The 22,290-nt window shown below is 67.2% G+C and carries 23 protein-coding genes; 14 read left to right on the top strand and 9 right to left on the bottom strand.

Annotated features, from left to right (window positions below; all coding sequences use genetic code 11):
• Positions 1 to 20 precede the first annotated feature (20 nt).
• From EV283_RS18370 to EV283_RS18360, 3 genes are all read right to left on the bottom strand, one after another.
• Positions 21 to 485, bottom strand: a complete 465-nt coding sequence (locus EV283_RS18370; RefSeq protein WP_055881847.1) for a RidA family protein — start codon at positions 483 to 485, stop codon at positions 21 to 23.
• 238 nt (positions 486 to 723) lie between these two features.
• Positions 724 to 1,350, bottom strand: a complete 627-nt coding sequence (locus EV283_RS18365; RefSeq protein ID WP_130327911.1) for an HAD family hydrolase — start codon at positions 1,348 to 1,350, stop codon at positions 724 to 726.
• Positions 1,347 to 1,616, bottom strand: a complete 270-nt coding sequence (locus EV283_RS18360; RefSeq protein WP_055881855.1) for a DUF3572 domain-containing protein — start codon at positions 1,614 to 1,616, stop codon at positions 1,347 to 1,349. The genes EV283_RS18365 and EV283_RS18360 overlap by 4 nt, the downstream gene beginning before the upstream one ends.
• Before the next feature lie 36 nt (positions 1,617 to 1,652).
• Here EV283_RS18360 and EV283_RS18355 point away from each other — a divergent pair, with 36 nt between their 5' ends.
• Entirely contained in the window at positions 1,653 to 2,015 is a 363-nt protein-coding gene (locus tag EV283_RS18355) for a response regulator (protein ID WP_056419574.1), read from the top strand.
• Between the two features lie 437 nt (positions 2,016 to 2,452).
• Here the strand turns inward: EV283_RS18355 and rpmG are convergent, their stop codons facing one another.
• The gene (gene rpmG, locus EV283_RS18350; RefSeq protein WP_055881863.1) at positions 2,453 to 2,620 is read right to left on the bottom strand and encodes a 50S ribosomal protein L33; all 168 of its coding nucleotides are present in this window, start codon (positions 2,618 to 2,620) and stop codon (positions 2,453 to 2,455) included.
• Between the two features lie 192 nt (positions 2,621 to 2,812).
• On the opposite strand from rpmG, the gene EV283_RS18345 reads away from it, so the two are divergent.
• From EV283_RS18345 to EV283_RS18325, 5 genes are all read left to right on the top strand, one after another.
• Positions 2,813 to 3,145 (top strand): hypothetical protein, encoded by a 333-nt coding sequence (locus EV283_RS18345; RefSeq protein ID WP_234422516.1) that lies wholly within the window; start codon positions 2,813 to 2,815, stop codon positions 3,143 to 3,145.
• 3 nt (positions 3,146 to 3,148) lie between these two features.
• On the top strand, positions 3,149 to 3,715 hold the full coding sequence (locus EV283_RS18340) for a TMEM165/GDT1 family protein (RefSeq protein WP_130327909.1): 567 nt from the start codon (positions 3,149 to 3,151) through the stop codon (positions 3,713 to 3,715).
• 108 nt (positions 3,716 to 3,823) lie between these two features.
• Positions 3,824 to 4,009 (top strand): DUF1328 family protein, encoded by a 186-nt coding sequence (locus EV283_RS18335; RefSeq protein WP_055881870.1) that lies wholly within the window; start codon positions 3,824 to 3,826, stop codon positions 4,007 to 4,009.
• A 101-nt stretch (positions 4,010 to 4,110) separates the two neighbouring features.
• Positions 4,111 to 5,703 carry a cisplatin damage response ATP-dependent DNA ligase gene (locus tag EV283_RS18330; protein WP_130327907.1) on the top strand — a complete coding sequence of 531 codons (1,593 nt, stop codon included), beginning with the start codon at positions 4,111 to 4,113 and terminating at the stop codon, positions 5,701 to 5,703.
• A gap of 71 nt (positions 5,704 to 5,774) precedes the next feature.
• A complete protein-coding gene (locus EV283_RS18325; RefSeq protein ID WP_130327905.1) occupies positions 5,775 to 6,548 on the top strand; it encodes an AcvB/VirJ family lysyl-phosphatidylglycerol hydrolase in 774 nt (257 codons plus the stop codon).
• A 245-nt stretch (positions 6,549 to 6,793) separates the two neighbouring features.
• Here the strand turns inward: EV283_RS18325 and EV283_RS18320 are convergent, their stop codons facing one another.
• Together EV283_RS18320 and EV283_RS19600 are read right to left on the bottom strand one after the other, a co-directional pair.
• On the bottom strand, positions 6,794 to 7,603 hold the full coding sequence (locus EV283_RS18320; RefSeq protein WP_242616064.1) for a glutaminyl-peptide cyclotransferase: 810 nt from the start codon (positions 7,601 to 7,603) through the stop codon (positions 6,794 to 6,796).
• 49 nt (positions 7,604 to 7,652) lie between these two features.
• A complete protein-coding gene (locus tag EV283_RS19600; RefSeq protein ID WP_055881879.1) occupies positions 7,653 to 8,501 on the bottom strand; it encodes a cold-shock protein in 849 nt (282 codons plus the stop codon).
• A 304-nt stretch (positions 8,502 to 8,805) separates the two neighbouring features.
• Here EV283_RS19600 and EV283_RS18310 point away from each other — a divergent pair, with 304 nt between their 5' ends.
• The 5 genes from EV283_RS18310 to rpoN all read left to right on the top strand — a co-directional run bounded on the left by EV283_RS18310 (position 8,806) and on the right by rpoN (position 13,167).
• Complete coding sequence (locus EV283_RS18310; RefSeq protein ID WP_055881883.1) at positions 8,806 to 9,426, top strand: ribonuclease D; 621 nt, start codon at positions 8,806 to 8,808, stop codon at positions 9,424 to 9,426.
• Positions 9,423 to 10,079, top strand: a complete 657-nt coding sequence (lptC, locus tag EV283_RS18305) for an LPS export ABC transporter periplasmic protein LptC (RefSeq protein WP_234422515.1) — start codon at positions 9,423 to 9,425, stop codon at positions 10,077 to 10,079. Before EV283_RS18310 ends, lptC begins: the two co-directional genes overlap by 4 nt.
• Before the next feature lie 5 nt (positions 10,080 to 10,084).
• A complete protein-coding gene (locus EV283_RS18300) occupies positions 10,085 to 10,624 on the top strand; it encodes an LptA/OstA family protein (protein ID WP_130327901.1) in 540 nt (179 codons plus the stop codon).
• 132 nt (positions 10,625 to 10,756) lie between these two features.
• Positions 10,757 to 11,539 (top strand): LPS export ABC transporter ATP-binding protein, encoded by a 783-nt coding sequence (lptB, locus tag EV283_RS18295; RefSeq protein ID WP_055881895.1) that lies wholly within the window; start codon positions 10,757 to 10,759, stop codon positions 11,537 to 11,539.
• A 128-nt stretch (positions 11,540 to 11,667) separates the two neighbouring features.
• The gene (gene rpoN, locus EV283_RS18290; protein ID WP_130327899.1) at positions 11,668 to 13,167 is read left to right on the top strand and encodes an RNA polymerase factor sigma-54; all 1,500 of its coding nucleotides are present in this window, start codon (positions 11,668 to 11,670) and stop codon (positions 13,165 to 13,167) included.
• Positions 13,168 to 13,327: 160 nt separating this feature from the next.
• On the opposite strand, the gene EV283_RS18285 is transcribed toward rpoN, so the two are convergent.
• From EV283_RS18285 to EV283_RS18275, 3 genes are all read right to left on the bottom strand, one after another.
• On the bottom strand, positions 13,328 to 14,968 hold the full coding sequence (locus EV283_RS18285; RefSeq protein ID WP_242616063.1) for a peptidase S10: 1,641 nt from the start codon (positions 14,966 to 14,968) through the stop codon (positions 13,328 to 13,330).
• A 186-nt stretch (positions 14,969 to 15,154) separates the two neighbouring features.
• Positions 15,155 to 16,153, bottom strand: a complete 999-nt coding sequence (locus EV283_RS18280) for a ligase-associated DNA damage response exonuclease (RefSeq protein WP_130327897.1) — start codon at positions 16,151 to 16,153, stop codon at positions 15,155 to 15,157.
• Between the two features lie 359 nt (positions 16,154 to 16,512).
• The gene (locus tag EV283_RS18275) at positions 16,513 to 17,118 is read right to left on the bottom strand and encodes a hypothetical protein (RefSeq protein WP_130327895.1); all 606 of its coding nucleotides are present in this window, start codon (positions 17,116 to 17,118) and stop codon (positions 16,513 to 16,515) included.
• 92 nt (positions 17,119 to 17,210) lie between these two features.
• Between EV283_RS18275 and EV283_RS18270 the strand changes: the two genes are divergently transcribed.
• The 3 genes from EV283_RS18270 to EV283_RS18260 all read left to right on the top strand — a co-directional run bounded on the left by EV283_RS18270 (position 17,211) and on the right by EV283_RS18260 (position 22,263).
• Positions 17,211 to 19,634, top strand: a complete 2,424-nt coding sequence (locus EV283_RS18270; RefSeq protein ID WP_130327893.1) for a ligase-associated DNA damage response DEXH box helicase — start codon at positions 17,211 to 17,213, stop codon at positions 19,632 to 19,634.
• Between the two features lie 203 nt (positions 19,635 to 19,837).
• Complete coding sequence (locus EV283_RS18265; RefSeq protein ID WP_130327891.1) at positions 19,838 to 20,806, top strand: aspartyl protease family protein; 969 nt, start codon at positions 19,838 to 19,840, stop codon at positions 20,804 to 20,806.
• Positions 20,807 to 20,865: 59 nt separating this feature from the next.
• On the top strand, positions 20,866 to 22,263 hold the full coding sequence (locus tag EV283_RS18260) for a M20/M25/M40 family metallo-hydrolase (RefSeq protein ID WP_130327889.1): 1,398 nt from the start codon (positions 20,866 to 20,868) through the stop codon (positions 22,261 to 22,263).
• Positions 22,264 to 22,290: the final 27 nt, after the last annotated feature.

The raw sequence follows: 22,290 nt of genomic DNA, 5'->3' as shown, positions 1-22,290 counted from the left end.
GCGGGCGCGCCTCCGGAAGGTCAGGCGGAAACCTGGACGATCGCGTCGATCTCGACCGCGGCGCCGAGCGGGAGGACGGGAACGCCGACCGCCGAGCGTGCATGCTTGCCGGCATCGCCGAACAGAGCGACCATCAGGTCCGAGGCGCCGTTGGCGACCTTGGGCTGGTCGGTGAAGTCGCCGGTCGAGTTGACGAACACGCCGAGCTTCACGATCCGCTCGACGCGCGCGAGCGTGCCGAGCGCCGCCTTCATTTGCGCTACGAGCATCAGCGCGCAGAGCTTTGCCGCGTCCTGCGCGTCGTCGAGCGAGACGCCGTCTCCGACCCGGCCGGTGACGAGCTGGCCGTCCTTGAACGGCAACTGGCCCGAGATGTGGAGCATGCCGTTCGCCAGCACGGTGGGGACGTAGGACGCCACGGGTGCGGCAGCCTGCGGGAGGGTGAGGCCCAGCTCTTCGAGCTTGCGGTCGATACGATCGGTCATGGGGTCGGTATCACCACAGCGGTGGGGGATGGGTCAAGGGACTCTGCCACCGTCAGTTTCGCGGAGGCATGACGCCATGGCGAGACCCGGCCACCCCGATCAATCCTCCCCCGCCAGGGATAGGTGGCGCCGGAGGCGACGGAGGGGGCGGACACGGAGCAGATGTTTCACTTACCGCCCCCTCCGTCAGGCTGCGCCTGCCACCTCCCCCTGGCGGGGGAGGATTATTCCGGGCGCGTCAGGCGTCTGCGGGCAAACCTGCTTCGAACCGGGTCGCGATCCAGTCGGCCGCTTCGCGCCAGTCGTCGATCCGTGCGTGCGCTTCGGGCGCTTTGGGGACGTTCACGGCCAGCGTCGGCTCGGACACCATGTGCAGCCGGTGTACCCCCGGCGCGTGCTTGGCGACCGATTCGTGGTGCACCGCCAGATCGTCGACGAACACCGTGACCGGGTTGCCATATTCCGCGACGAGCCGCGAGACGGGCGTGCCCTTGCCGCCCTGGTTGCACTCGACCCGGTGCGCGATGCCGAACTTGGCGAGCTGCTCGATCCGCGGCTGGCGGCATTCGTCCTGGAGGTTGGTGAGGATGACGATGTCCGCCACCTGCGCCAGCCGCTCGAGCGCCTCGACCGCGTGCGGGACCAGCGTCTGGCGGTGCATCTCGGCGGGGAAGAACTCGCTGAGCATCGCCCACATGTCCTCGCGCGAGGGCGGCGGGCCGCCGTCGCGGCGGGTCATCGCGGTCGAGAAATCGCCATGCTGGATCGCGAAGTCGATATCGTGGCGCTCGTCGAGCCAGACGCCGAAATGCTTGACCATGTGCAGCAGCACTTCGTCGCAATCGCTGATGAGCAATGGCCTCATGCGTCGAGCTCCATCCGGGCGCGGACCAGCGCTTCGGGCTTTACCCCGAGCGATTCGGCGCAGGCGATCAGGTCGGGCTCGTGGTTTTCGAGGAAGCCGAGCGCGGCGGACAGCACGCTGGGGTCGCTGGCGCGCGCGCGCAGGTCGTGCGGCTCGAGGCCGGTGACCGACAGCAGCCGCATCGCGCGGTCGGGCTCGACCAGAGTCCATACCAGCGCGCGCAGGGCGAGCGCCTCGGCGTCTTCGTTTGAATCGCGGTCGCGCATTGCCTATCGTGCCCTCTTTCCGGATAAGGTGCGGCGGTGACAAAGAAGGTGCTCGTTGTCGAGGACAACGAACTTAACCTCAAACTATTCTGCGATCTGCTGCGTGCGCACCAGTTCTCGGTCGAACCCGTGCGCGACGGCCGCGACGCGGTGGCGCGCGCGCGCGACTTCACGCCCGACCTGATCATCATGGACATCCAGATGCCGCACGTCACCGGCTATGAGATCATCCTCGAACTGAAGGCGGACGAGGGTTTGCGCGCGATTCCCGTGATGGCGGTGACCGCCTATGCCGGCCGCGACGACGAGGAGCGGATCCGCGCGGCGGGGGCGGATGCGTATGTGTCGAAGCCGATCAGCCTGGCGCGGTTCATGGATGCGGTCGGCGCGCTGGTCTGAGGCAGGAGGGGCGGGTCCATTGACTTCGACCCGGCATGCCGCGTCCACCCCCGTCCTGTGCCTTGCCCCCACTCCCGTTCGTGCTGAGTAGAGACCGAGTAGCTCCGCAAGGAGCGTATCGAGGGCTCGTATCGAAGCATGGGTTCCGTGCGCCAACCTGTCCTTCGATACGCCGTCTCGATACGCCGCCTGCGGCGACTACTCGACGGCTACTCAGGACGAACGGCAGAGGGGACGAACGGGTGGGGGACCGCGCGCCCACGCCGTCACCCCAGCGAACGCTGGGGTCTCCCGTTACGGACGCGCGCTTGCGGCAGGAGATCCCAGCTTTCGCTGGGATGACGGATTTTTGGACGCACAAAAGCCAAAAGCCGCGGGGGATGCCCGCGGCTTTTCGGATCGTCGCAATCGGTCGGCGGCTTGCACCGCCGGCCGGATTACTTGATCTTGGCTTCCTTGAACTCGACATGCTTGCGCACGACGGGATCGTACTTCGAGAAGGAGAGCTTCTCCGTCTTGGTACGGGGATTCTTCTTGGTGACGTAGAAGAAGCCGGTGTCAGCGGTGCTGAGCAGCTTGATCTTTACGGTGGTCGGCTTGGCCATGAGCCCAATTCCTATGGCTTGAAAATGCGAAAGCGGCGAACTCGCGCCGCCGCTCCATCAGGGGCGGCGCATGGCGGACGGCTGCGGCGAAGTCAAGCTTTACCCCGTCATTGCGGGGGAATCATACGTATTTAACCTGCTATTCACGACCATCCGCACACTGTAGCGTCCAATAAAGACAGGAGCGGGATCGTGGGGCAGGCGCTGGTTCGAATCGACGACATGACCGCGGTGAAGGCTGATCTGGCGGCACGAATCGCGGCGATCGACGTCCGAGCCCCCTATTCGCGCCCCTGCGACATCGCCACCGAGATCGACGCGATCCGCGTGATCGCGCACAGCAACGGCCTGAACCCGGCGGTCACCGTCGCGCACTTCGTCGATTCGGCGCTGTCACGCGGCGAGCATGGCGCGCTGGTGCATGGCTGGCTGGCGATCCTGCGCGATGCGGTCGGCTGCGAGCGGCAGGACGTCCAGGCATGCCATGCGTTCGCCGCCGCCTGCTCGGTGCGACTCGCTGGATAATCCATGGACGCATTGATGGCGGCCTTCGTCGCGGCGGCGCTCGCGCAGGTCGGCGATCGCACCGCATGGCTCGCCGCGATCCTGTCGGACCGGTATGGAAGGCCTACGCTGGTCATTGCGATGGCCGGGCTCGCCCTGCTCGCCGCCAGCGGGCTCGCCGCCGCGCTTGGCACCGTGATCGGCCCGAAGCTCGCGCCCAATGCGCAACAGCTGATGCTGGCGCTTGCGCTGCTGCTGCAGGGCGGCGGCGCGTTTTTCCCGGCCAAGACGCCCGACCGGCTCGACCGCTGGCGAATCGGCGCGTTCGCGACCGCGGTGCTCGGGCTGTTCATCCTCGCGTTCGGCGACGGGGTGCAGTTCATCGTCCTGACGCTGGCCGCGCGCACGCCGGTCCCCGCGCTGGCTGCGGTCGGCGCGACGATCGGCTCGCTGGTCGTGATCGTCCCCGCCGTACTGATGGGCGAGGCCGCGTGGCTTAAACTGCCGCTCAAGCCGCTGCGGATCGCGATCGGCGTGGTGTTCGTGCTCTTCGGCCTCGTCCTCGCGCTCGGGGCATTGCGGCTCGTCTGACCCGAGCCAGGTGCTCGGAACCTGCACAGTCCCGGTCAGATCGTTACGGATCAGGAACCAAGTGGTTGCGACACCGGTTGAGTGACCCTTACCACATTGGAAGCCGTCATGCTGAAGCTCGCAATCACCTTTCTCGTCATCGGCGCCGTGCTCGCGCTGCTCGGCTTCGGCGGCATCGGCGGGGCGTTCATCGGCATCGCCAAGATCCTGTTCTTCATCGCGATCGCGCTGTTCGTGATCTTCCTCGTGCTCGGCCTGCTCGCGGGCAAGGGGATCAAGAACGCGATCGACTGACGCGGCCTATCCGTATCGTCTGACAACGACCGTCGCCGGACCCTCCGGCGGCGGTCGTTTCATGTCTGCATCCCTTCGGGTGGCATGCGCGTTCAACGACGATGCATGCCTTTGCCGCCCTGCTCGACTCGCTCACCTATACCCGGTCGCGCAACGCGAAGCTGAAGCTGATCGCGGATTACCTGCGCGCGACGCCCGATCCCGATCGTGGCTGGGCGATGGCGGCGCTGACGGGTGATCTCGATCTCAAGGGCGTGAAGTCGGCGGTGATCCGCGGGCTGATCGAGGAACGCGTCGATCCGGTGCTGTTCCGGATGAGCCGCGATTATGTCGGCGATACCGCGGAAACGGTGGCGCTGCTCTGGCCGGAGCCCACGATTCCGGTCGATCCCGCTCCCCTGTCGATCACTGACGTGGTCGAGCGACTGGCGGCGTTGTCGCGCGCGGATGCCCCCGCCGCGCTGGCCGACATGCTCGACCGGTCGGATGCCGAGGAGCGGTTCGCGCTGCTCAAGATGGCGACGGGCGCGCTGCGGATCGGCGTGTCCGCGCGGCTGGCGAAGACCGCGCTCGCCGATGCGTTCGGGCTCGATGTCGATGCGGTCGAGGAGGTCTGGCACGGGCTCGATGCGCCCTATCCGAGCCTGTTCGCCTGGGCCGAGGGGACGGGCGAACAGCCGACGCCCGCCGACGTGCCCGTGTTCCGGCCGTTCATGCTCGCGCACGGCCTGGAGGACCTGCGGGTCGATCTCGCCGACTATGCCGCCGAGTGGAAATGGGACGGGATCCGCGTGCAGATCGTCCATGTCGCGGGCGAGACGCGGCTCTACAGCCGCACCGGCGACGACGTGACTGCCAGTTTCCCCGAGATCGCCGCTGCGTTCCGGACGCCGGGGACGGTCGATGGCGAGCTGCTGGTGAAGGGCGAGCATCAGGGCGGAACGCTGGAGGATGGCGGCGGCGCGGCCAGCTTCAATGCGCTCCAGCAGCGGCTGGGGCGCAAGACCGTGTCGGCGAAGATGCTGGCCGAATATCCCGCGTTCGTGCGGCTCTACGACCTGCTGATCGATGGCGAGGAGGATCTGCGCGCCCTGCCCTGGACCGACCGGCGCGAACGGCTGGAAGCGTTCATGCCGCAGCTCGATCCCGAGCGGTTCGATCTGAGCCTGGTGATCGAGGCGGACGACTTCACCGCGCTCGAGGCGATCCGCGCGACCGCACGCGACGCGGCGATCGAGGGTGTGATGCTCAAGCGGCGCGACTCGCCTTATGTCGGCGGGCGTCGCGCGGGACTCTGGTACAAATGGAAGCGCGATCCGCTGACCGCCGATTGCGTGATGATGTATGCACAGCGTGGCTCGGGGCGGCGATCGTCCTATTATTCGGACTATACGTTCGGCTGCTGGACCGAGGAGGGCGAGCTGCTGCCGGTGGGCAAGGCCTATTCGGGGATCACCGACGAGGAGCTGAAGATGCTCGACAGCTTCGTGCGCAACCATACGCAGAACCGGTTCGGGCCGGTGCGCGAGGTGGAGAAGACGCTGGTGCTCGAGATCGCGTTCGATTCGCTGCATGATTCGAAGCGGCACAAATCGGGCGTGGCGATGCGCTTTCCACGGATTGCGCGGATTCGGACGGACAAGCCCGCGGCAGAAGCCGACCGGATCGAGACGCTCAAGCGGATGATTACGTAATCCGCGCGTCATCGAATCGGGTGGAATAGCGGGGTATCGCCGCCGATCGTGGCGAGCGTAAGGACGGTCCGGTGAGCAAGACGAAACATCCCCGCACGGCGGCGGCACGACGGTGGCGGCGCGGCGCATGGGTAAGCGGTTTCCTGTCCGCGATCGTCGTGCTGTTCGTCTATCTCGCGGGCTATTTCGACCGCGATCCGGTGCATGTGTATCCGGCGATCGGCGTCCGCGCGTCGGGCGCCCCGCCGATCGCGGTGGTCAATTTTTCAGGCGACATGGGATTGCGGTTCCTGCTTGGCGCGTCGACCTCGCGCGGGTTGACCGAGCATGGGATCCCGGTCGTCGGGATCACCACCCCTGCCCTGTTCGCGCGCCATCGGTCGCGGGAGGAACTCGATGCGATCGTCGCGGACGGGGTTCGCGCGGCGCTGGCACGGACCGGGGCGAGGCGGGTGGTGGTGATGGGCCAGTCCTACGGCGCGGACATCGTCCAGACCGGGCTGGCGGACCTGCCGGCGTCGCTGCGGCCGCGCGTTGCGGGGATCGTGTTGATCCTGCCGGGGGACACCGTGTTCTACCGCGCGGATCCGTCGGGGCTGCTCTACGATCATGGTACGCCCGACAGCATGGGGGTGTCGACGGGCAACCGACTCGATTGGGCGCCGCTTACGTGCATTTACGGGGTCGAGGAGACCGACAGCTTGTGCCCGTTGCTGAGCGTGGCTGGCGTGCGGAAGGTGGCGATGCCTGGAGGGCACAATATCCATCATGATGCGGATGGGCTGCTCCGGCATGTGCTGGCGGCGATCGCGGCGGTGGCGCCGGGGGCGGGGCATGGGTTTTGAGGGGGTGCCGGCTTGGGTCTCGGTCCCCGACGCTGGCAGCGGTATCACCCCACACGGGGATACCCCAGCTTTCGCTGGGGTGACGGGAAAGGCGGAGTGACGGACGAGGTGCGGGGACGGGATTAGGATGTGGCAGGTTGGCACGTCTCGGATCCCCTCCTTGTTCTCCCGCGAAGGCGGGAGTCCAGTCTGGGCTCCCGCCTTCGCGGGAAAACAAGACGGTAGCGGAGCGCGCCAGCGGCGGCTTAGCGCGGGGTGTTGATCTTTATCTCGAACAGCGTGGGCCAGTATTTGCCCGTCACGAACAGACGGTCGGCCTTGGCGTCCCAGGCGATGCCGTTGAGGACCGCCTCGGGGTCGGTCGCGGCGATTTCGGCGACGAGCGGGCGGAGGTCGATGATCGCGGTCACCTTGCCCGTGGCGGGATCGATGCGGACCAGGAAGCCGGTGTGCCAGACGTTGGCGAGCACCGCGCCGTGGACATATTCGAGCTCGTTGATGTCGCGTAAGGGACGGCCGTCGATCGCCACGGCGACCCGGCTGCGTTCCGCCAGCGTCAGCGGGTCGCGCAGGATCAGGCTGTCGCTGCCGTCGGACTGGATGAAGCCGCGCGCATCGCTGGTCAGCCCCCAGCCCTCGCCGGTGTAGCGGTTCCGGCCCTTCTGCTTGAGCGTGCGGACGTCCCAGCGATGCGCGATGCCGTCATGCCAGGTGAGGCTGACGAGCTGGTCCTTCCACAAAGCGAGACCTTCGCCGAACTGCGCGGGATCGATTCGCGCCCTGGCGAGGATCTTGCCATCGGCGAGCGAGACGCGGCGGACGTCGGATTGCCGCTCCTGCCCCGTGCTCTCGTACAGCGCGCCATCGTGCCAGAGCAGGCCTTCGGTGAACGCGGTACGATCGTGCGGATAGCGGGCGACGATCGTCGCAGACAGCATCGGCACGCGCACGTCCGGCGCGGCCGCCGCCTGCACACGGGCGGGTGCTGCCGACGACAGCAACGACGATGAAACGAGAACGGCCGGCCCCGCAAAAGCGAGGCCGGCCGCGATCATTATCCTACCAAACATGGTATGGATCAGCGTTCTGCTTCAGTCAGCTGGATCAGCCGCCTGCGCTCAGGTTCACCGCTGCGTACTTGCCGCGACGATCGACCTCGAGCTCGAACTCGAGCTTGTCGCCCTCGTTGAGCGTCGCCATGCCGGCGCGCTCGACGGCCGAGATGTGGACGAATGCGTCAGGCTGCCCATCGTCGCGCTGGATGAAGCCGAAGCCCTTCATCGCGTTGAAGAACTTGACCGTACCAGTCGCCTTCTCGCCGGTGAGCTGACGCTGCGCGCCACCACCGTCACGGTCGCCACCACGGGGTGCACCCGGGCCGGCATCACGGTCACGCGGCGGGCCGCGATCGGTGACGGCCATCGGCTCGCCGTCGATCTTGAGGTCGGTTGCCGAGATACGGCCACCGCGATCGACGAGCGTGAAGCCGAGCGGCTGACCCTCTGCGAGCGCGACCATGCCGGCCTGCTCGACAGCGCTGATGTGAACGAACACGTCCTCGCCGCCGTCATCGCGAACGACGAAGCCAAAGCCCTTCTGCGCGTTGAAGAACTTTACGACACCGGTGCCTTCGCCGACGACCTGGGGAGGCATGCCGCGACCACCGCCGCCGCCGCCACCGCCCGAGAAGCCGCCGCCACCGCCGCCGCCGCGGTAACCACCGCCGCCACCGCCGCCGCCGCCGAAGCTGCTGCCGCCGCCGTAGCTGCTGCCACCGCCGCCACCGTAGCTCGAACCGCCGCCGCCGCCATAGCTGTTGCCGCCGCCGAACCGGTCGCCGCCGCCACCAAAGCTGCTGCCGCCGCCGAACTCGTTGTCGCCGCCGCCGAAGCTGTCGCGCTTATCGCGGCCACGCCCGCCACGGTTCCCGCGGCCACCTTTATCGAAACCCATAAGCTCTGTTCGTCTTCCCGGTTCGCCCGCAAATTTCTCAAAACCCTTGTGCCGGACGACGAACGCGGGTTTTCCAGCGCGAAACCTTTTGCGCCTTGAGGGGACCCTTAGCGCAAAATACAAGCGGTCGCGAATAGAATCTGATGCGACGGCCAGCGAATTGGACCGATACTGACGCAAGTGTCGCTTGTGCGCCACGGCTCGTCGCACCCGCGCCGGGCGAGCCATCTTATTGCCCGATTCCGTACGGCAGCGGATGATAGAGCCATTGAGCGTTCAGCCGCGGGCCGCTACGGCCACGGTCATGACAGTTTATCTCCACGAAGGCGACATCCCCGCCGATCTGTTCGCGGCCGGTGCCGCGATCGCCGTCGATACCGAGACGATGGGTCTCATCACTCCGCGCGACCGGCTGTGCCTGGTCCAGCTGTCCGATGGCGGCCCCGACGAGCATCTCGTCCGCTTTGCCGCGGGTGCAGGTTACGACGCGCCCAATCTGAAGGCGCTGCTGGCCGACCCGGCCCGCGTGAAGCTGTACCATTTCGGACGATTCGATATCGCCGCGGTCCAGCATTATCTCGGCGTCGTCGCGGCGCCGGTCTATTGCACCAAGATCGCCTCGCGGCTGGTGCGGACCTATACCGATCGCCACGGCCTGAAGGAACTGGTCCGCGAACTGCTCGGCCAGGACATCTCGAAGCAGCAGCAATCGTCCGACTGGGGCAGCCCCGAACTGTCGGACGCGCAGAAGGATTATGCCGCGTCCGACGTTCGCTTCCTCCACCGGTTGCGGACCGAGCTCGACAAGCGGCTGATCCGCGAAGGCCGGATGGAGCTCGCCCAGGCGTGCTTCGACTTCCTGCCGACCCGCGCCGCGCTCGATCTCGCCGGCTGGCCCGAAATCGACATCTTCGCGCACGCATGACGCAGATGCCGCCGCCCTCTCCGGTAGCCCGGCGCGCGCGTACTGCGCGGCAGGACTGGGCCGCGCCCGGCGGCAGCCATGATCGCTTCGTGGCGATCGCGCGCGTCGCGCTGCCGACCGCGATCGGCGTGCTGGCGGCGTTCCTGGTGATGGCGCCGCTGACCGCGGGCGGCGACGTGTCGTTCCTGCTCGACAAGAACAAGGTCGACGTCGCGCAGGAGCGGATGAAGATCCAGGCGGCACGCTATCGCGGCGAGGATGCCAAGGGCCAGGCGTTCACGCTCGACGCCGCCTCCGCGATCCAGAAGAGCTCGGCCGAGCCGATCGTCCAGCTCAACCAGCTCGCCGCGCAGATCCAGCTGACCGACGGCCCCGCCAACATCAAGGCGAACACCGGCCGCTACGACATGGATACCGAGAAAGTGCAGCTGTTCGGTCCGCTCAACGCGACGGCCGCGGGCGGCTATGACCTCAAGACCACCAACGCGACGATCGACATGAAGGCGCGCACGCTCGAAAGCGGCGGGGCGGCGACCGGCACCGTGCAGCAGGGGACGTTCAGCGCGAACAAGCTGCGCGCGAACCTGGAAGAGCGCACCGTGACGCTCGATGGCAATGCCCGCTTGCGGATAATCCCCAGAGGGCCGAAATAACAACCATGCGCGTCCCCCATATCCTTGCCGGCCTGTTCGTTCTGCTCTCCACGACCGCGGTCGCGCAGCAGCCGCACAACTCCAACGCCCCGATCAACTTCGGTGCTGATCATATCGAGTTGCAGGACAAGGCGAATCGCGCCGTTCTGGCGGGCAACGTCGCGGTCAAGCAGGCCGAGATGACGCTCAACTCGGCGCGGATGACGGTGGCCTATACGGGCCAGGTGATCGGCGGAAACCCGCAGGTCTCGCGGCTCGACGCGTCGGGCGGCGTGACGGTGCGGCGCCCCGACCAGACCGCCAAGAGCCAGTATGCGATCTACGACCTCAACAAGCGCGTGATCACGATGCTCGGTGCGGTGACGCTGAACCAGGGCGGCAACGTCGTGAATGGCGGCCGGCTGACGATGAACCTCGACACGGGTCGCGCGGTCATCGACGGCTCGTCGGTCGGCGGCAGCACCGGGGCGACCACCGGCGGCGGCACCGTGACTCAGTCGGGTGGACGCGTGACCGGCACCTTCTCGGTCCCCAAGCGCAACTGACGCATCGGCACGTCGCGGGGGCTTCCCTCCGGCGGCGCGGTCATGCATGTTTCCTGCCAATCCCCGCCGGACTTTCGCGGCGACACCCCATGCCGGACGTCCGGCAGCTGAATTTTGCGAGGGCCTGATCCCATGGACGCCACCACGCTGCCCCCGATCGAAGCGGTAGAGCCGATCTCGGAGCCGCCCGTCAGCAACGGGCTGCAGGTCGTCTCGATCGCCAAATCCTATGACAAGCGGGTCGTACTGACCGACGTGTCGGTGTCGGTCGGGCGCGGCGAGGTCGTCGGGCTGCTCGGGCCGAACGGCGCGGGCAAGACGACGTGCTTCTATTCGGTGATGGGGCTGGTGAAGCCCGATTCGGGCCGCATCATGCTCGACGGCGAGGATATCACGAAGCTGCCCATGTACCGGCGCGCGATCCTTGGCCTCGGCTATCTGCCGCAGGAGACGTCGATCTTTCGCGGGCTGACGATCGAGAAGAACATCCTGACCGTGCTCGAGCTGTCCGAGCCCGACAAGGCGGCACGCCAGCGGAAACTCGACACGCTGCTCGAGGAGTTCGGCCTCACCCGCCTGCGCGCGGCACCGGCGATGGCGCTGTCGGGTGGCGAGCGGCGGCGTGCGGAAATCGCCCGCGCGCTTGCGGCCGATCCGTCGATCATGCTGCTCGACGAGCCGTTCGCCGGGATCGACCCGATCTCGATCGCCGACATCCGCGATCTGGTGAAGGACCTCAAGCGCCGCGACATCGGCGTGCTGATCACCGACCATAATGTCCGCGAGACGCTGGAAATCGTCGATCGGGCGTACATCATCTATGACGGGCGCGTGCTGTTCTCGGGGTCGCCTGCCGAGCTGGTCGCCGATGCGAACGTCCGCCGCCTGTATCTGGGCGAAGGCTTCTCGCTTTAGCCTATGCACGCCGCCCTGCCCTCCATCCGTCATCCCAGCGAACGCTGGGATCTCCCGGTGAGGGCGCGCGTGCTAGCCGCGGGAGACCCCAGCGTTCGCTGGGGTGACGGGATTGGGGGCGTGCCCCAGTGAGCCTCGCCCCTCGCCTGGACATCCGCCAGTCGCAGTCGCTGGTGATGACCCCGCAGCTCCAGCAAGCGATCAAGCTGCTGGCGCTGTCGAACCTGGAGATCGAGGGGTTCATCGCCGAGGAGGTCGAGCGCAACCCGCTGCTCGAATCGAGCGCCGCCGAGGATAGCGACGCGCCGGACCGCGAGCCCGTGCCCGAGGTTCGCGACGAACGCGTGGCCGCCGACGAACTGGTTGCAGGCACCGGAGACGGCGGCGAACCGGCGCTCGACGTCGACTACGCAACCGAAAGCCACCAGCAGGACAGCGTCGCCGATGGCGGCAGCGGGATGGACGGCGCGCTGTCGATGACCGGCGCGAGCACCGGCGGGGTCGGCGGCGAGGACGGCCCCGATCTCGAGGCGTTCGCGGATACCAGCCTGAGCCTGGCGGACCATCTGCTCGCACAGGCGGGCCCCGCAATCCCCCACGAGGACGCGTTCATCGCGGCGCATCTGATCGACCAGATCGACGAGGCGGGCTATCTCACCGCGTCGCTGCTCGACGTCGCGAACCGTCTTGGCGTGCCGCTGGTGCGCGTCGAGCGCGTGCTCGCGACGATCCAGACGTTCGATCCGACCGGCGTCGGCGCGCGCGATCTCGGCGAGTGCCTCGCGTTGCAGGCGAAGGAGGCGGATCGCTACGACCCGTGCATGGCGCGGCTGATTGACAATCTCGACCTGCTCGCGCGCGGCGAGCTGACCCGGCTCAAGCGCATGTGCGACGTCGACGACGAGGACATGGCGGACATGATCCGCGAGCTGCGCGGCTATGATCCGAAACCCGGCTGCCGCTACGGTGGCGAGCCCGCGCAGTCGGTGACGCCGGACCTGTTCGTCGCGCGCACCAAGGCGGGCTGGGCGATCGAGATCAACGCCGCGACGCTGCCGCGCGTGCTGGTCAACCGGAGCTATTATACCGAGCTGTCGGGCGGGCAGCAGGACAAGGCGTCGAAGGCGTGGCTGAGCGATTGCCTCGCCAGCGCGAACTGGCTGGTCAAGGCGCTCGACCAGCGCCAGCGGACGATCATCAAGGTCGCGACCGAGATCGTGAAGCAGCAGGAGGCGTTCTTCCTGAAGGGCGTCGCGCATCTCCGCCCGCTGACGCTGCGGCAGGTGGCGGACGCGATCGAGATGCACGAATCGACCGTCAGCCGGGTAACGAGCAACAAATACGTGTCGTGCGCGCGCGGGCTGTACGAGCTGAAATACTTCTTCACGAGCGCGATCCAGTCGGCGGATGGCGGCGAGGCGGTGTCGGCGCAGGCGGTGAAATCGGCGATCCGCGCGCTGATCGATACCGAGGGCGCAAAGATCCTGTCGGACGATACGCTGGTCGAGCTGCTCAACGCGAAAGGCTTCGACATCGCGCGGCGGACGGTGGCGAAATACCGGGAGGCGCTGGGGATCGGGAGTTCGGTCCAGCGCCGCCGGGCTAAGGCGCTGGAAGGCGCGCGTTAGGGTCGGGGGTGGTCGGACGCTAGTCCGTTCTCAGAGGAACACCTCCCCGGCGGAGGCCGGGGCCCAATTGGGTAGGTTGGCGTAACGGGGCGCAGCGCCCATCAGCTACGTTGCCCAATTGGACCCCGGCCTTCGCCGGGGAAGTGTATTGGCGGGGGGCTCAGTTCGGGACGTCGCCTGCCCCATCCGCCCCGGAAACGCTCGCGCCGCCCGGTGGCGTCGCACTGCGCGCTTCGCCGACCGCGGTGTCGTACCAGCGCGACAGGTCGGCCTTCATCTGGTGCAGCGCCTCGGGGTTCAGATACGTCATGTGCCCCGCGGGATAATAGCGGAACGCCAGGTTCCGCTGGCGCGAGGGATCGAGCATCATGTGGCCGAGGTCGTTCTCCGTCCCGAAGAACGGCGTCGCCATGTCGTAATAGCCGTTCATGGACAGCACGTTGAGATACGGATTTTCGCGCATCGCGGCGGCGAGGTCGACCGCGGTGTTGGGGTTGTTCTGCGACTGGCCGCCGCGGCCGGGGGCGTCGTGCTTCCAGTTCCATGTCCAGCCGGGCGCATCGCGCGCGCTGAGGCGGTAGGGCATCTCGGTCTTGTAGCCGAGCGTGTGCGTCACATAATCGTTGAAGGTGGCGATGAATGCGCCCGCGATCGCGGTGTCCGACGCGTCGGTCTCGGGCCGCTCGCCCGCCGCGTCGCTGTCGACGCCGGTATAGCGCGAATCGAACCGGCCGAGCGTCAGCCGCTGGTCGCGCAGCAGCTCCTTCTGGAAGCGCGCGAGGTCGATGCGGAGGTTGGCGCGCTTGATGAAGTCAGGAGAGATGCCGATCAGCTGGCTCATCCGCGTCGCGACCGAATCGCGCTCCGCATCGGAGATCGTCTGCCCCTTCGACAGTGCCGCCGCATAGGGGCCGGTCGCGAACGCGCGCGCCTCGGCCACCGTCGTCGCGACGTCGGCGGGGCGGTTCTGCAGGCGGTTGTGATACCAGGCGCTGGCCGCATAGCTCGGCAGGTAGTTGAGGTAAATCTCGTCGAGCCCGGGCTGGCGATAGCCGTAGTTCATGATCGACGACAGCAGCACGATGCCGTTGAGCGCCATCCCGCGATCCTGCAGCTGATAGGCGAGCGCGCCCGACCGGGTGGTGCCATAGCTTTCGCCGAACAGGAATTTGGGGCTGTTCCAGCGGCCATATTTGGTCGCGTAGCGCAGGATACCCTTGGCAAATGCGTCGGCATCCTCGTCGACGCCGTAGAAGGCGGACGGCTTGGTATCGCCAAGCGGCCGCGAATAGCCGGTGCCGACCGCGTCGATGAACACCATGTCGGTCTTGTCGAGCAGCGTGTCGGGATTGGGGCCGAAGTCATAGGGCGCGGGCTTGATATATTCGGGGTTCGCGGTCCGCAGGCGGACAGGGGCGAACGACCCCATGTGCAGCCAGAAACTGGGCGAGCCCGGGCCGCCATTGTAGAAGAACGTCACGGGGCGCCGCGTGCCGGGCTTGGTGCCGTCGAGCGTGTAGCCGGTGTAGAACAGGCTGGCGGTCGGCTTGCCCTCGGTATCGCGCAAGGTGAGCGTGCCGACCGTCGCGGTATAGGCGAGCGACTTGCCGCCTACGGTGACGCGGCCCTTCGTCTTGACCTCCTGCTCGGCGACGGGGGCGTTGGCATAGTCGGCCTCCGCCTCGGCCTTCATCCGGTCGGCATTGCTCTCGGTCTTGTCCTTCTTGGGGGAGTCCTGCGCGGGGGCAGTCGTGGAGAGCGCGAGCAGCAATACGGCGGCGAACTTGGTCGAACGGGCCACGGGTGATCCTTGTGACAGGGGTAATGCCCTATCCTGCCGTACGGGCCGCAAAGCGCAAGCCTCACGCTGGGTATCGCCGTCGTCCTGACGAATGTCAGGACCCAGGGTTACAAACGATCCGCTCCGTGGCTCTGGGTCCTGACGTTCGTCAGGATGACGGGCGGCGGGGCCGGCGGCGCGCGCGGGTCAGTCGTCCTCGTCTTCGAAGCCGACCAGTGCGAGCGCGCGGGCCTTGATCTGGCGGGTCATGCACCAGTGAACCAGCGCATCCTCGCGGCCGTGCGTCACCCAGACTTCGCGCGGTGCGATCTCGGTCAGCGTGGCGATCAGTTCGTCCCAGTCGGCGTGGTCGCTGAGGATCAACGGAAGCTCGACATTCTTCTGTCGCGCGCGGCCGCGCACGCGCATCCAGCCGCTCGCCATCGCGGTGATCGGATCGGGCAGCCGCCGCGACCAGCGATCGTTGAGCGCGCCGGGCGGGCACATCACGACATGCCCGGCCATGTCCGCCTTCTTGGTGTCCGCGACGGGCAAGAGTTCGCCGAGCCGGACGCCGTGATCCGCATAGAGATCGCACAGGCGTTGCAGCGCGCCGTGGATGTAGATCGGCGCGTGATGGCCGCGCTCGCGCAGTTCGGCGATCACGCGCTGCGCCTTGCCGAGCGCATAGGCGCCGACGACGACGCAGCGATCGGGGTTGGCGTGGAGCGCGGCGATCAGCTTGTCGATCTCGTCGCCGGTGTCGGGATGGCGGAACACCGGCAGGCCGAACGTCGCCTCGGTGATGAAGACGTCGCATTTGACGGGTTCGAACGGCGTGCAGGTCGGGTCCGCGCGGCGCTTGTAATCGCCCGAGACGACGATCCGCTCGCCGCGGTAATCGAGCACGATCTGCGCCGAGCCGAGCACGTGGCCGGCGGGGACGAAGCCGATATCGACCTCGCCCATCCGGATCGTCTCGCCGTACGCGACCGGGTTGCCGGCTTGCGGGCCGTAGCGCGCATCCATGATCGCGAGCGTCTCGGGGGTTGCCCACACCGCCTCGTGACCGCCGCGCGCGTGATCGGCGTGGCCGTGCGTGACGAGCGCTTTCGCGGTCGGGATCGAGGGATCGATCCACGCGTCGATCGGCTTGACGAGGATGCCGTGCGGATGCGGTTCGAGCCAGTCGCCGAGTTTTGCCATGCGGGGGTAACGCGTGGACCGGGGTGCGGTGCCGTGATCGCGTTGCGGTGGGGTGAGACGGAGAGACGGTGTCCGATTCGGAGACCGCGGCTCACCCAAGTCCCGTCATCCTGACGAAAGTCAGGATCCAGAGCCGGACACGTCAGCGCCTGTTACCCTGGATCCTGACTTTCGTCAGGATGACGGAAGAAAGGGGTGGTGGAGGGCGCGGTGCCGTAGCCGTACCGGGGTGAGCAGGGGTCGGGGTCCACGATGGCGTGCACCCCCAAGTCTCGTCATCCTGACGAAAGTCAGGATCCAGAGCCAAGAACGCCGGTGCCTGTTACCCTGGGTCCTGACTTTCGTCAGGATGACGGGAGTCAGCGGCGCGTGCCGACCTTGATCGTCGCCAGGATCGCGTCCATCCGCGCCGCCGCAACGGCCTGGGTCGGTGCGTTGCGGCCTGCGGGTGGGGCGGCCTTTACCGCGTAGGTGACGCGGTCGATCGCGTAGCAGGCGCCGTTGATGACGCTGCGCAGGTTGGTCGCGCTCACCTGCTGGCTCATGCCCGCGTCGCCGCTGGCGTAGACGGTCCAGCGGTGGCCGCCGAGCATCCGGTTGGGCAGGCGTCGGACATTGCCGGAGACCATTCCCGCGGTGCCGCAGGTCGCGACCACCGCCGCGCTGCGGCTGAAGCCGACCTGGAGCAGCTCGGTCACCTGGCCCTGGCCGTCGGTCGGCTTGGCGAGTTCCCAGAAGCGGACGATGCCGACGCCGCGCCCGATCGGCGCGCCGTCCCACATCTGCCGCCAGCCACGGTTCATGAGCGGGCGGCCGGCGAAATTGCGCGTCGGCGTGAGGCTGGAGGCATGAGACAGGCGGATATTGCCGCCTGCGCCGACGAACGACTTGTTGGCGGCGGTGGCATTGGCGAAGGGCAGGAGTGCGAGCAACGGCAGCGGCAGAAGATAGCGAAAAAGCGACACCGATTGTCTTTCACAACAGAGCTTTGGCTGAAATGCCGGTCGTTACGCGTGCGGTCCATAGCGGTGCGGCGCGATGCCCCCATATGACGACGATGCGTGAACAGGCCGTGAGCGACCTTCCCCTCCCCTTGGAAAACTGGTTCGCGACGCGGGGATGGCGTCCGCGGCGGCATCAGCGCGAGATGCTGGCGGAAGGCCGTGCGGGCCATCACGCGCTGCTGGTGGCGGCGACGGGCGCTGGCAAGACGCTCGCGGGGTTCCTGCCGACGCTCGCCGAGCTGATCGAGGCGCCCACCGCGGGGCTGCACACGCTCTACGTCTCGCCGCTGAAGGCGCTGGCGGTCGACGTCCAGCGCAACCTGCTGACGCCGATCGACGAGATGGGCGTGGATATCCGCGTCGAGACGCGCACCGGCGACACCCCCTCGGATCGCAAGGCACGGCAACGGATCAAGCCGCCGCAGATCCTGCTGACGACGCCTGAATCGTTGTCGCTGCTGCTGAGCTATCCGGACAGCATCACGATGTTCGAGAACCTCCGCACGATCGTCGTCGACGAGGTGCATGCGTTCGCGACCGGCAAGCGCGGCGACCTGCTGTCGCTGTGCATGGCGCGGTTGCAGATGATCTCGCCGGGGATGCGCCGGGTTGCGCTGTCGGCGACGGTCGCGGATGCCGACGGCTATCGCGCATGGCTGGCGCCTGACGGCGATATCGACCAAGTCGCGATGGTGCGTGGCGAGGCGGGTGCCGATCCGAACATCGCGATCCTGCTGCCCGAGGGCCGCGTGCCGTGGTCGGGGCATTCGGGCCGCTATGCCGCCGCGCAGGTGATGGCGGAGATCGAGGCGCACGAGACCTCGATCGTGTTCTGCAACACGCGCAGCCTCGCCGAGCTGATTTTCCAGGATCTGTGGAAGGTGAATGCGGGCAATCTGCCGATCGGCGTCCATCACGGGAGTCTGGCCAAGGAGGCGCGGCGCAAGGTCGAGAACGCGATGGCCGAGGGCAAGCTGCGCGCGCTGGTCGCGACGTCGAGCCTCGACCTGGGGGTCGACTGGGGCAATGTCGATTGCGTGATCCAGATGGGCGCGCCCAAGGGATCGTCGCGGCTGTTGCAGCGGATCGGCCGCGCCAATCACCGGCTCGACGAATCGAGCCAGGCGATCGTCGTGCCCGGCAACCGGTTCGAATATCTGGAGGCGCGCGCGGCGCTCGACGCGGTCGAGGCGGGCGAGCTCGATTCGGACATCTTCCGCGTCGGTGCGCTCGACGTGCTCGCGCAGCATGTGATGGCGTGCGCGTGTGCGGCGCCGTTCCGCGAGGCGGATCTGCTCGACGAGATCCGATCCGCGCTGCCTTATTCCGCGCTGCCGACCGAGACGTTCGAGCGCGTGCTGCACTTCATCAGCGACGGCGGCTATTCGCTGAAGGCGTATGACCGGTTCAAGCGGCTGACCAAGGACGCGGATGGCACGTGGCGGGTCAGCCATCCCAAGTTCATCGGCCAGCACAGGCTGAACGCCGGGATTATCGTCGAGGCGACGATGCTGAACGTGCGGTTCGGCAATGGCCGCGTGCTCGGGCGCGTCGAGGAGGCGTTCGCGGCGCAGCTGAGCCACGGCGATACGTTCTTCTTCGCGGGGCTCAGCCTCGAGGTGATGAAGATCGACCTCGAGGATCTGGTGGTGCGCGCGACGTCGAAGCCCGCGCGGATCCCGACCTATGGCGGCAGCCGGATGCCGCTGTCGACCAACCTGGCCGACCGGGTCCGCGGGTTCCTCGCGCATCCAGGCGAGTGGGCGCGCTTCCCCGACGACGTGCGCGAATGGCTGGAGATGCAGGCGTATCGATCGGTGATGCCCGAGCCCGGCCAGCTGCTGGTCGAGACGTTCCCGCGCGAGGGGCGGCATTACATGGTCGCGTACAGCTTCGAAGGGTGGAACGCGCACCAGTCGCTGGGGATGCTGATCACGCGGCGGATGGAGACGCAGGGGCTGAAACCGCTGGGTTTCGTCGCCAACGACTATGCGCTGGCGGTGTTTGGGCTGGAGAAGATCACCGATCCCGCGGCTTTGTTCTCGGCGGATATCCTCGAGCATGAATTCGTCGAATGGGTGCAGCAATCGCATTTGCTCAAGCGCGCGTTCCGCGAGGTGGCGGTGATCGGCGGGCTGGTCGAGCGGCAACATCCGGGCAAGCGCAAGACCGGCAAGCAGGTGACGTTCTCGACCGACCTGATCTACGACGTGCTGCGTAAGTACGAGCCGACGCATCTGTTGCTGGAGGCGGCATGGGCGGATGCGCGCGCACGGATGACCGATGTCGGGCGGCTGGCGTCACTGCTCGACCGGGCGGCGGCAACGATGGTGCATGTCGACCTCGAGCGCGTGACGCCGCTGGCGGTGCCGGTGCTGACGCTGATCGGGCGCGAGAAGGTGACGACAAGCAGTTCGGACGACGCGCTGCTGATCGAGGCGGAGGCGATGATCGCCGACGCGATGCGGCCGGATTGAGGGGGGCGGACACTCCGTAAGTTCCACTACCCCGGCGAAGGCCGGGGCCCAATTGGGGGACGCTGCTAATCAGGGTCAATGCTCTGTTACGACCACCTTTCCAATTGGGCCCCGGCCTCCGCCGGGGTGGTGGCTTTTGAAGCGTCGTTCTGCCCGAATAACCATAGTTGCGCGCGCATGAAATCGGGCGCAGCATTTGCAGCATGCGCAGGTGGCTGGGCCCGTTGCTGTTCGTGATCACCGCCCAGGCGAGCGCCCAGGACGCCGTGCCCCCGCGCCAGAATGCTGCACCACCAACGGCTGCAGCATCCGCAGCAGACCCCGATGCCGCGACGCTGTTGTTCGGCGACGACCAAACGCGGATGACGGTGCCGGTGACGATCGCCGGCGCAGGGCCCTTTCCGTTCATCGTCGATACCGGCGCGCAGCGGACCGTCATCGCACGCGAGCTGGCCGCCACGCTTGGTCTAGCCCCGGGCCGAACGGTACGCGTGACGGGAATGACCGGATCGGAACGGGTCGCCACTGCCGTCATCCCCTCGCTCAAGGTCAGCGTGATCGGCAGCGCACCGATCGAGGCCCCGGCGATCGGTGCGATCAACCTGGGCGCGCGTGGGCTGCTCGGGATCGACACGTTGCAAAATCACGCTTTGACGATCGACTTCGACACCAACGTGATGACGGTCACCCCGTCGCGCAAACGCCGTATCCGCGAGCGTGCCGCACCCGACGAGATCGTCATCCGCGCGCGCAGCCTGTTCGGGCAACTCGTCGTCACCGACGCCTATTGCAACGGCATCCGCATCCGCGTGATCCTCGATACCGGCACCTCGGTCAGCATGGCCAATGGCGCGCTGCGCCGGAAGGTGACTCGCAAGGCACTGGGGGGCGCGGATCGAACTCAGACGGTCTCGCTGACCGGGGTCACCGGCGAGACGGTGGTGGCCGACTATACCACGATGGACCGCGTCTCGATCGGCAGCCTGTCGCTGGGCGACCTTCCCGTCGCGTTCACCGCGGTCGACGCGCCGCCGTTCGCGGTGTTCGGCCTGGCCGAGCGGCCCGCGATGCTGCTGGGGATGGACGTGCTGCAACTGTTTCGCCGCGTCGACATCGATTTCGCCAACCGCGAGGTGCGGCTGGCGTTGCCGCGCGACACCCGACGCCGCTGAGGTTGCGTAACCGCGCATTCGCTGCAACTCTCCTGCATGACACGATAAAGGGGACGATAATGCGCGCGACGGGCTGGCTACTTACGGCGGCGATACTGACCACGCCGATCTCCGCGCAGGCGCAATCGCGGCCCGACCAGAAGGCGTTTTTCGGGCTCTACAAGGAACTGGTCGAGACCAACACGACGTTGTCGGCGGGCAGCTGCACGCAGGCCGCGGCGCAGATCGGCGCGCGGCTGAAGGGCGCGGGCTATGCCGATGCCGACATCACCTATTTCTCGGTGCCCGAGCATCCCAAGGACGGCGGGCTGGTCGCGGTGCTCAAAGGATCGGATGCGAGCGTCAAGCCGATGCTGCTGCTCGCGCATCTCGACGTGGTCGAGGCCAAGCGCGAGGACTGGGTGCGCGATCCGTTCAAGCTGATCGAGGAGGGCGGCTATTATTACGCGCGCGGCACCGTCGACGACAAGGCGCAGGCGGCGATCTGGTCCGACGCGATGATCCGCTTCAAGACGTCCGGCTACACGCCCAAGCGCACGATCAAGCTGGCGCTGACCTGCGGCGAGGAGACCACGTTTGCGTGGAACGGCGCGCAGTATCTGGCGAAATCGAAGCCCGACCTGATCGCGGCGGAGTTCGCGCTGAACGAAGGCGGCGGCGGGCGGCTCGACGACAATGGCAAGCGCCAGTTGCTCGCAATCCAGGTGGGCGAGAAGGCCGCGCAGAACTACACGTTCCTTGCCACCAACCCCGGCGGGCACAGCTCGCAACCGACGCCGGAGAACGCGATCTACGAACTCGCCGATGCGGTGAAGGCGGTGCAGGGCTATGAATTCCCGGTGAAGTTCACCGACACGACCAGGGCGTTCTTCGCGGCGAGCGCAAAGGCGATGCCGGGCGAGATGGGGACCGCGATCACGCAGCTGCTCGCCAATCCGGAGGACAAGACCGCGGACGCGATCGTCAGCCGTGACAAGGCGATGCATTCGACGTTGCGCACGACCTGCGTGGCGACGCTGCTGAACGCAGGGCATGCGGAGAATGCGCTGCCGCAGCGAGCAACCGCGAACATCAACTGCCGGATCTTTCCGGGGGAGACGGTCGACGGCACGCTCGCCAAGCTGAAGGCGCTGGCTGGCGCGAAGGTGACGGTAACGGCCAACCAGCCGGTGCGGCCTACCGCGATCCCGCCGACGCTCGACCCGAAGATCATGGGGCCGGTGACGAAGGTCGCGGCCAAGCACTTCCCCGGGCTGCCGATCCTGCCGCTGATGTCGACCGGCGCGACCGACGGGATCTTCTTCGAGGCGATCGGGATCCCGGTTTATGGCGCGCCCGGCGTGTTCATCGACAAGGATATGGGCGGGATCCACGGGCTGAACGAGCGGATCCGCGTGGCGTCGCTGTACGATGGCCGGGATTACTTGTTCGATCTGGTGAAGGCGTTCGCTGGCTGACTTCTGGTCCCTCTCCCCTTGGGGGAG

The organism is Sphingomonas sp. BK036 (genome assembly GCF_004216825.1).
Lineage (GTDB): Bacteria > Pseudomonadota > Alphaproteobacteria > Sphingomonadales > Sphingomonadaceae > Sphingomonas.
This window is presented reverse-complemented; position numbering and strand designations above follow the sequence as displayed.

Excerpts from the sequence above, each read along its gene's own strand:
- EV283_RS18370 (WP_055881847.1), bottom strand. The coding sequence starts at position 485 with ATGACCGATCGTATCGACCGCAAGCTCGAAGAGCTGGGCCTCACCCTC.
- EV283_RS18365 (WP_130327911.1), bottom strand. The coding sequence starts at position 1,350 with ATGAGGCCATTGCTCATCAGCGATTGCGACGAAGTGCTGCTGCACATG.
- EV283_RS18360 (WP_055881855.1), bottom strand. The coding sequence starts at position 1,616 with ATGCGCGACCGCGATTCAAACGAAGACGCCGAGGCGCTCGCCCTGCGC.
- rpmG (WP_055881863.1), bottom strand. The coding sequence starts at position 2,620 with ATGGCCAAGCCGACCACCGTAAAGATCAAGCTGCTCAGCACCGCTGAC.
- EV283_RS18340 (WP_130327909.1), top strand. The coding sequence starts at position 3,149 with ATGGACGCATTGATGGCGGCCTTCGTCGCGGCGGCGCTCGCGCAGGTC.
- EV283_RS18335 (WP_055881870.1), top strand. The coding sequence starts at position 3,824 with ATGCTGAAGCTCGCAATCACCTTTCTCGTCATCGGCGCCGTGCTCGCG.
- EV283_RS18330 (WP_130327907.1), top strand. The coding sequence starts at position 4,111 with ATGCATGCCTTTGCCGCCCTGCTCGACTCGCTCACCTATACCCGGTCG.
- EV283_RS18320 (WP_242616064.1), bottom strand. The coding sequence starts at position 7,603 with ATGATCGCGGCCGGCCTCGCTTTTGCGGGGCCGGCCGTTCTCGTTTCA.
- EV283_RS19600 (WP_055881879.1), bottom strand. The coding sequence starts at position 8,501 with ATGGGTTTCGATAAAGGTGGCCGCGGGAACCGTGGCGGGCGTGGCCGC.
- EV283_RS18310 (WP_055881883.1), top strand. The coding sequence starts at position 8,806 with ATGACAGTTTATCTCCACGAAGGCGACATCCCCGCCGATCTGTTCGCG.
- lptC (WP_234422515.1), top strand. The coding sequence starts at position 9,423 with ATGACGCAGATGCCGCCGCCCTCTCCGGTAGCCCGGCGCGCGCGTACT.
- EV283_RS18300 (WP_130327901.1), top strand. The coding sequence starts at position 10,085 with ATGCGCGTCCCCCATATCCTTGCCGGCCTGTTCGTTCTGCTCTCCACG.
- lptB (WP_055881895.1), top strand. The coding sequence starts at position 10,757 with ATGGACGCCACCACGCTGCCCCCGATCGAAGCGGTAGAGCCGATCTCG.
- EV283_RS18280 (WP_130327897.1), bottom strand. The coding sequence starts at position 16,153 with ATGGCAAAACTCGGCGACTGGCTCGAACCGCATCCGCACGGCATCCTC.
- EV283_RS18270 (WP_130327893.1), top strand. The coding sequence starts at position 17,211 with ATGCGTGAACAGGCCGTGAGCGACCTTCCCCTCCCCTTGGAAAACTGG.
- EV283_RS18265 (WP_130327891.1), top strand. The coding sequence starts at position 19,838 with ATGCGCAGGTGGCTGGGCCCGTTGCTGTTCGTGATCACCGCCCAGGCG.
- EV283_RS18260 (WP_130327889.1), top strand. The coding sequence starts at position 20,866 with ATGCGCGCGACGGGCTGGCTACTTACGGCGGCGATACTGACCACGCCG.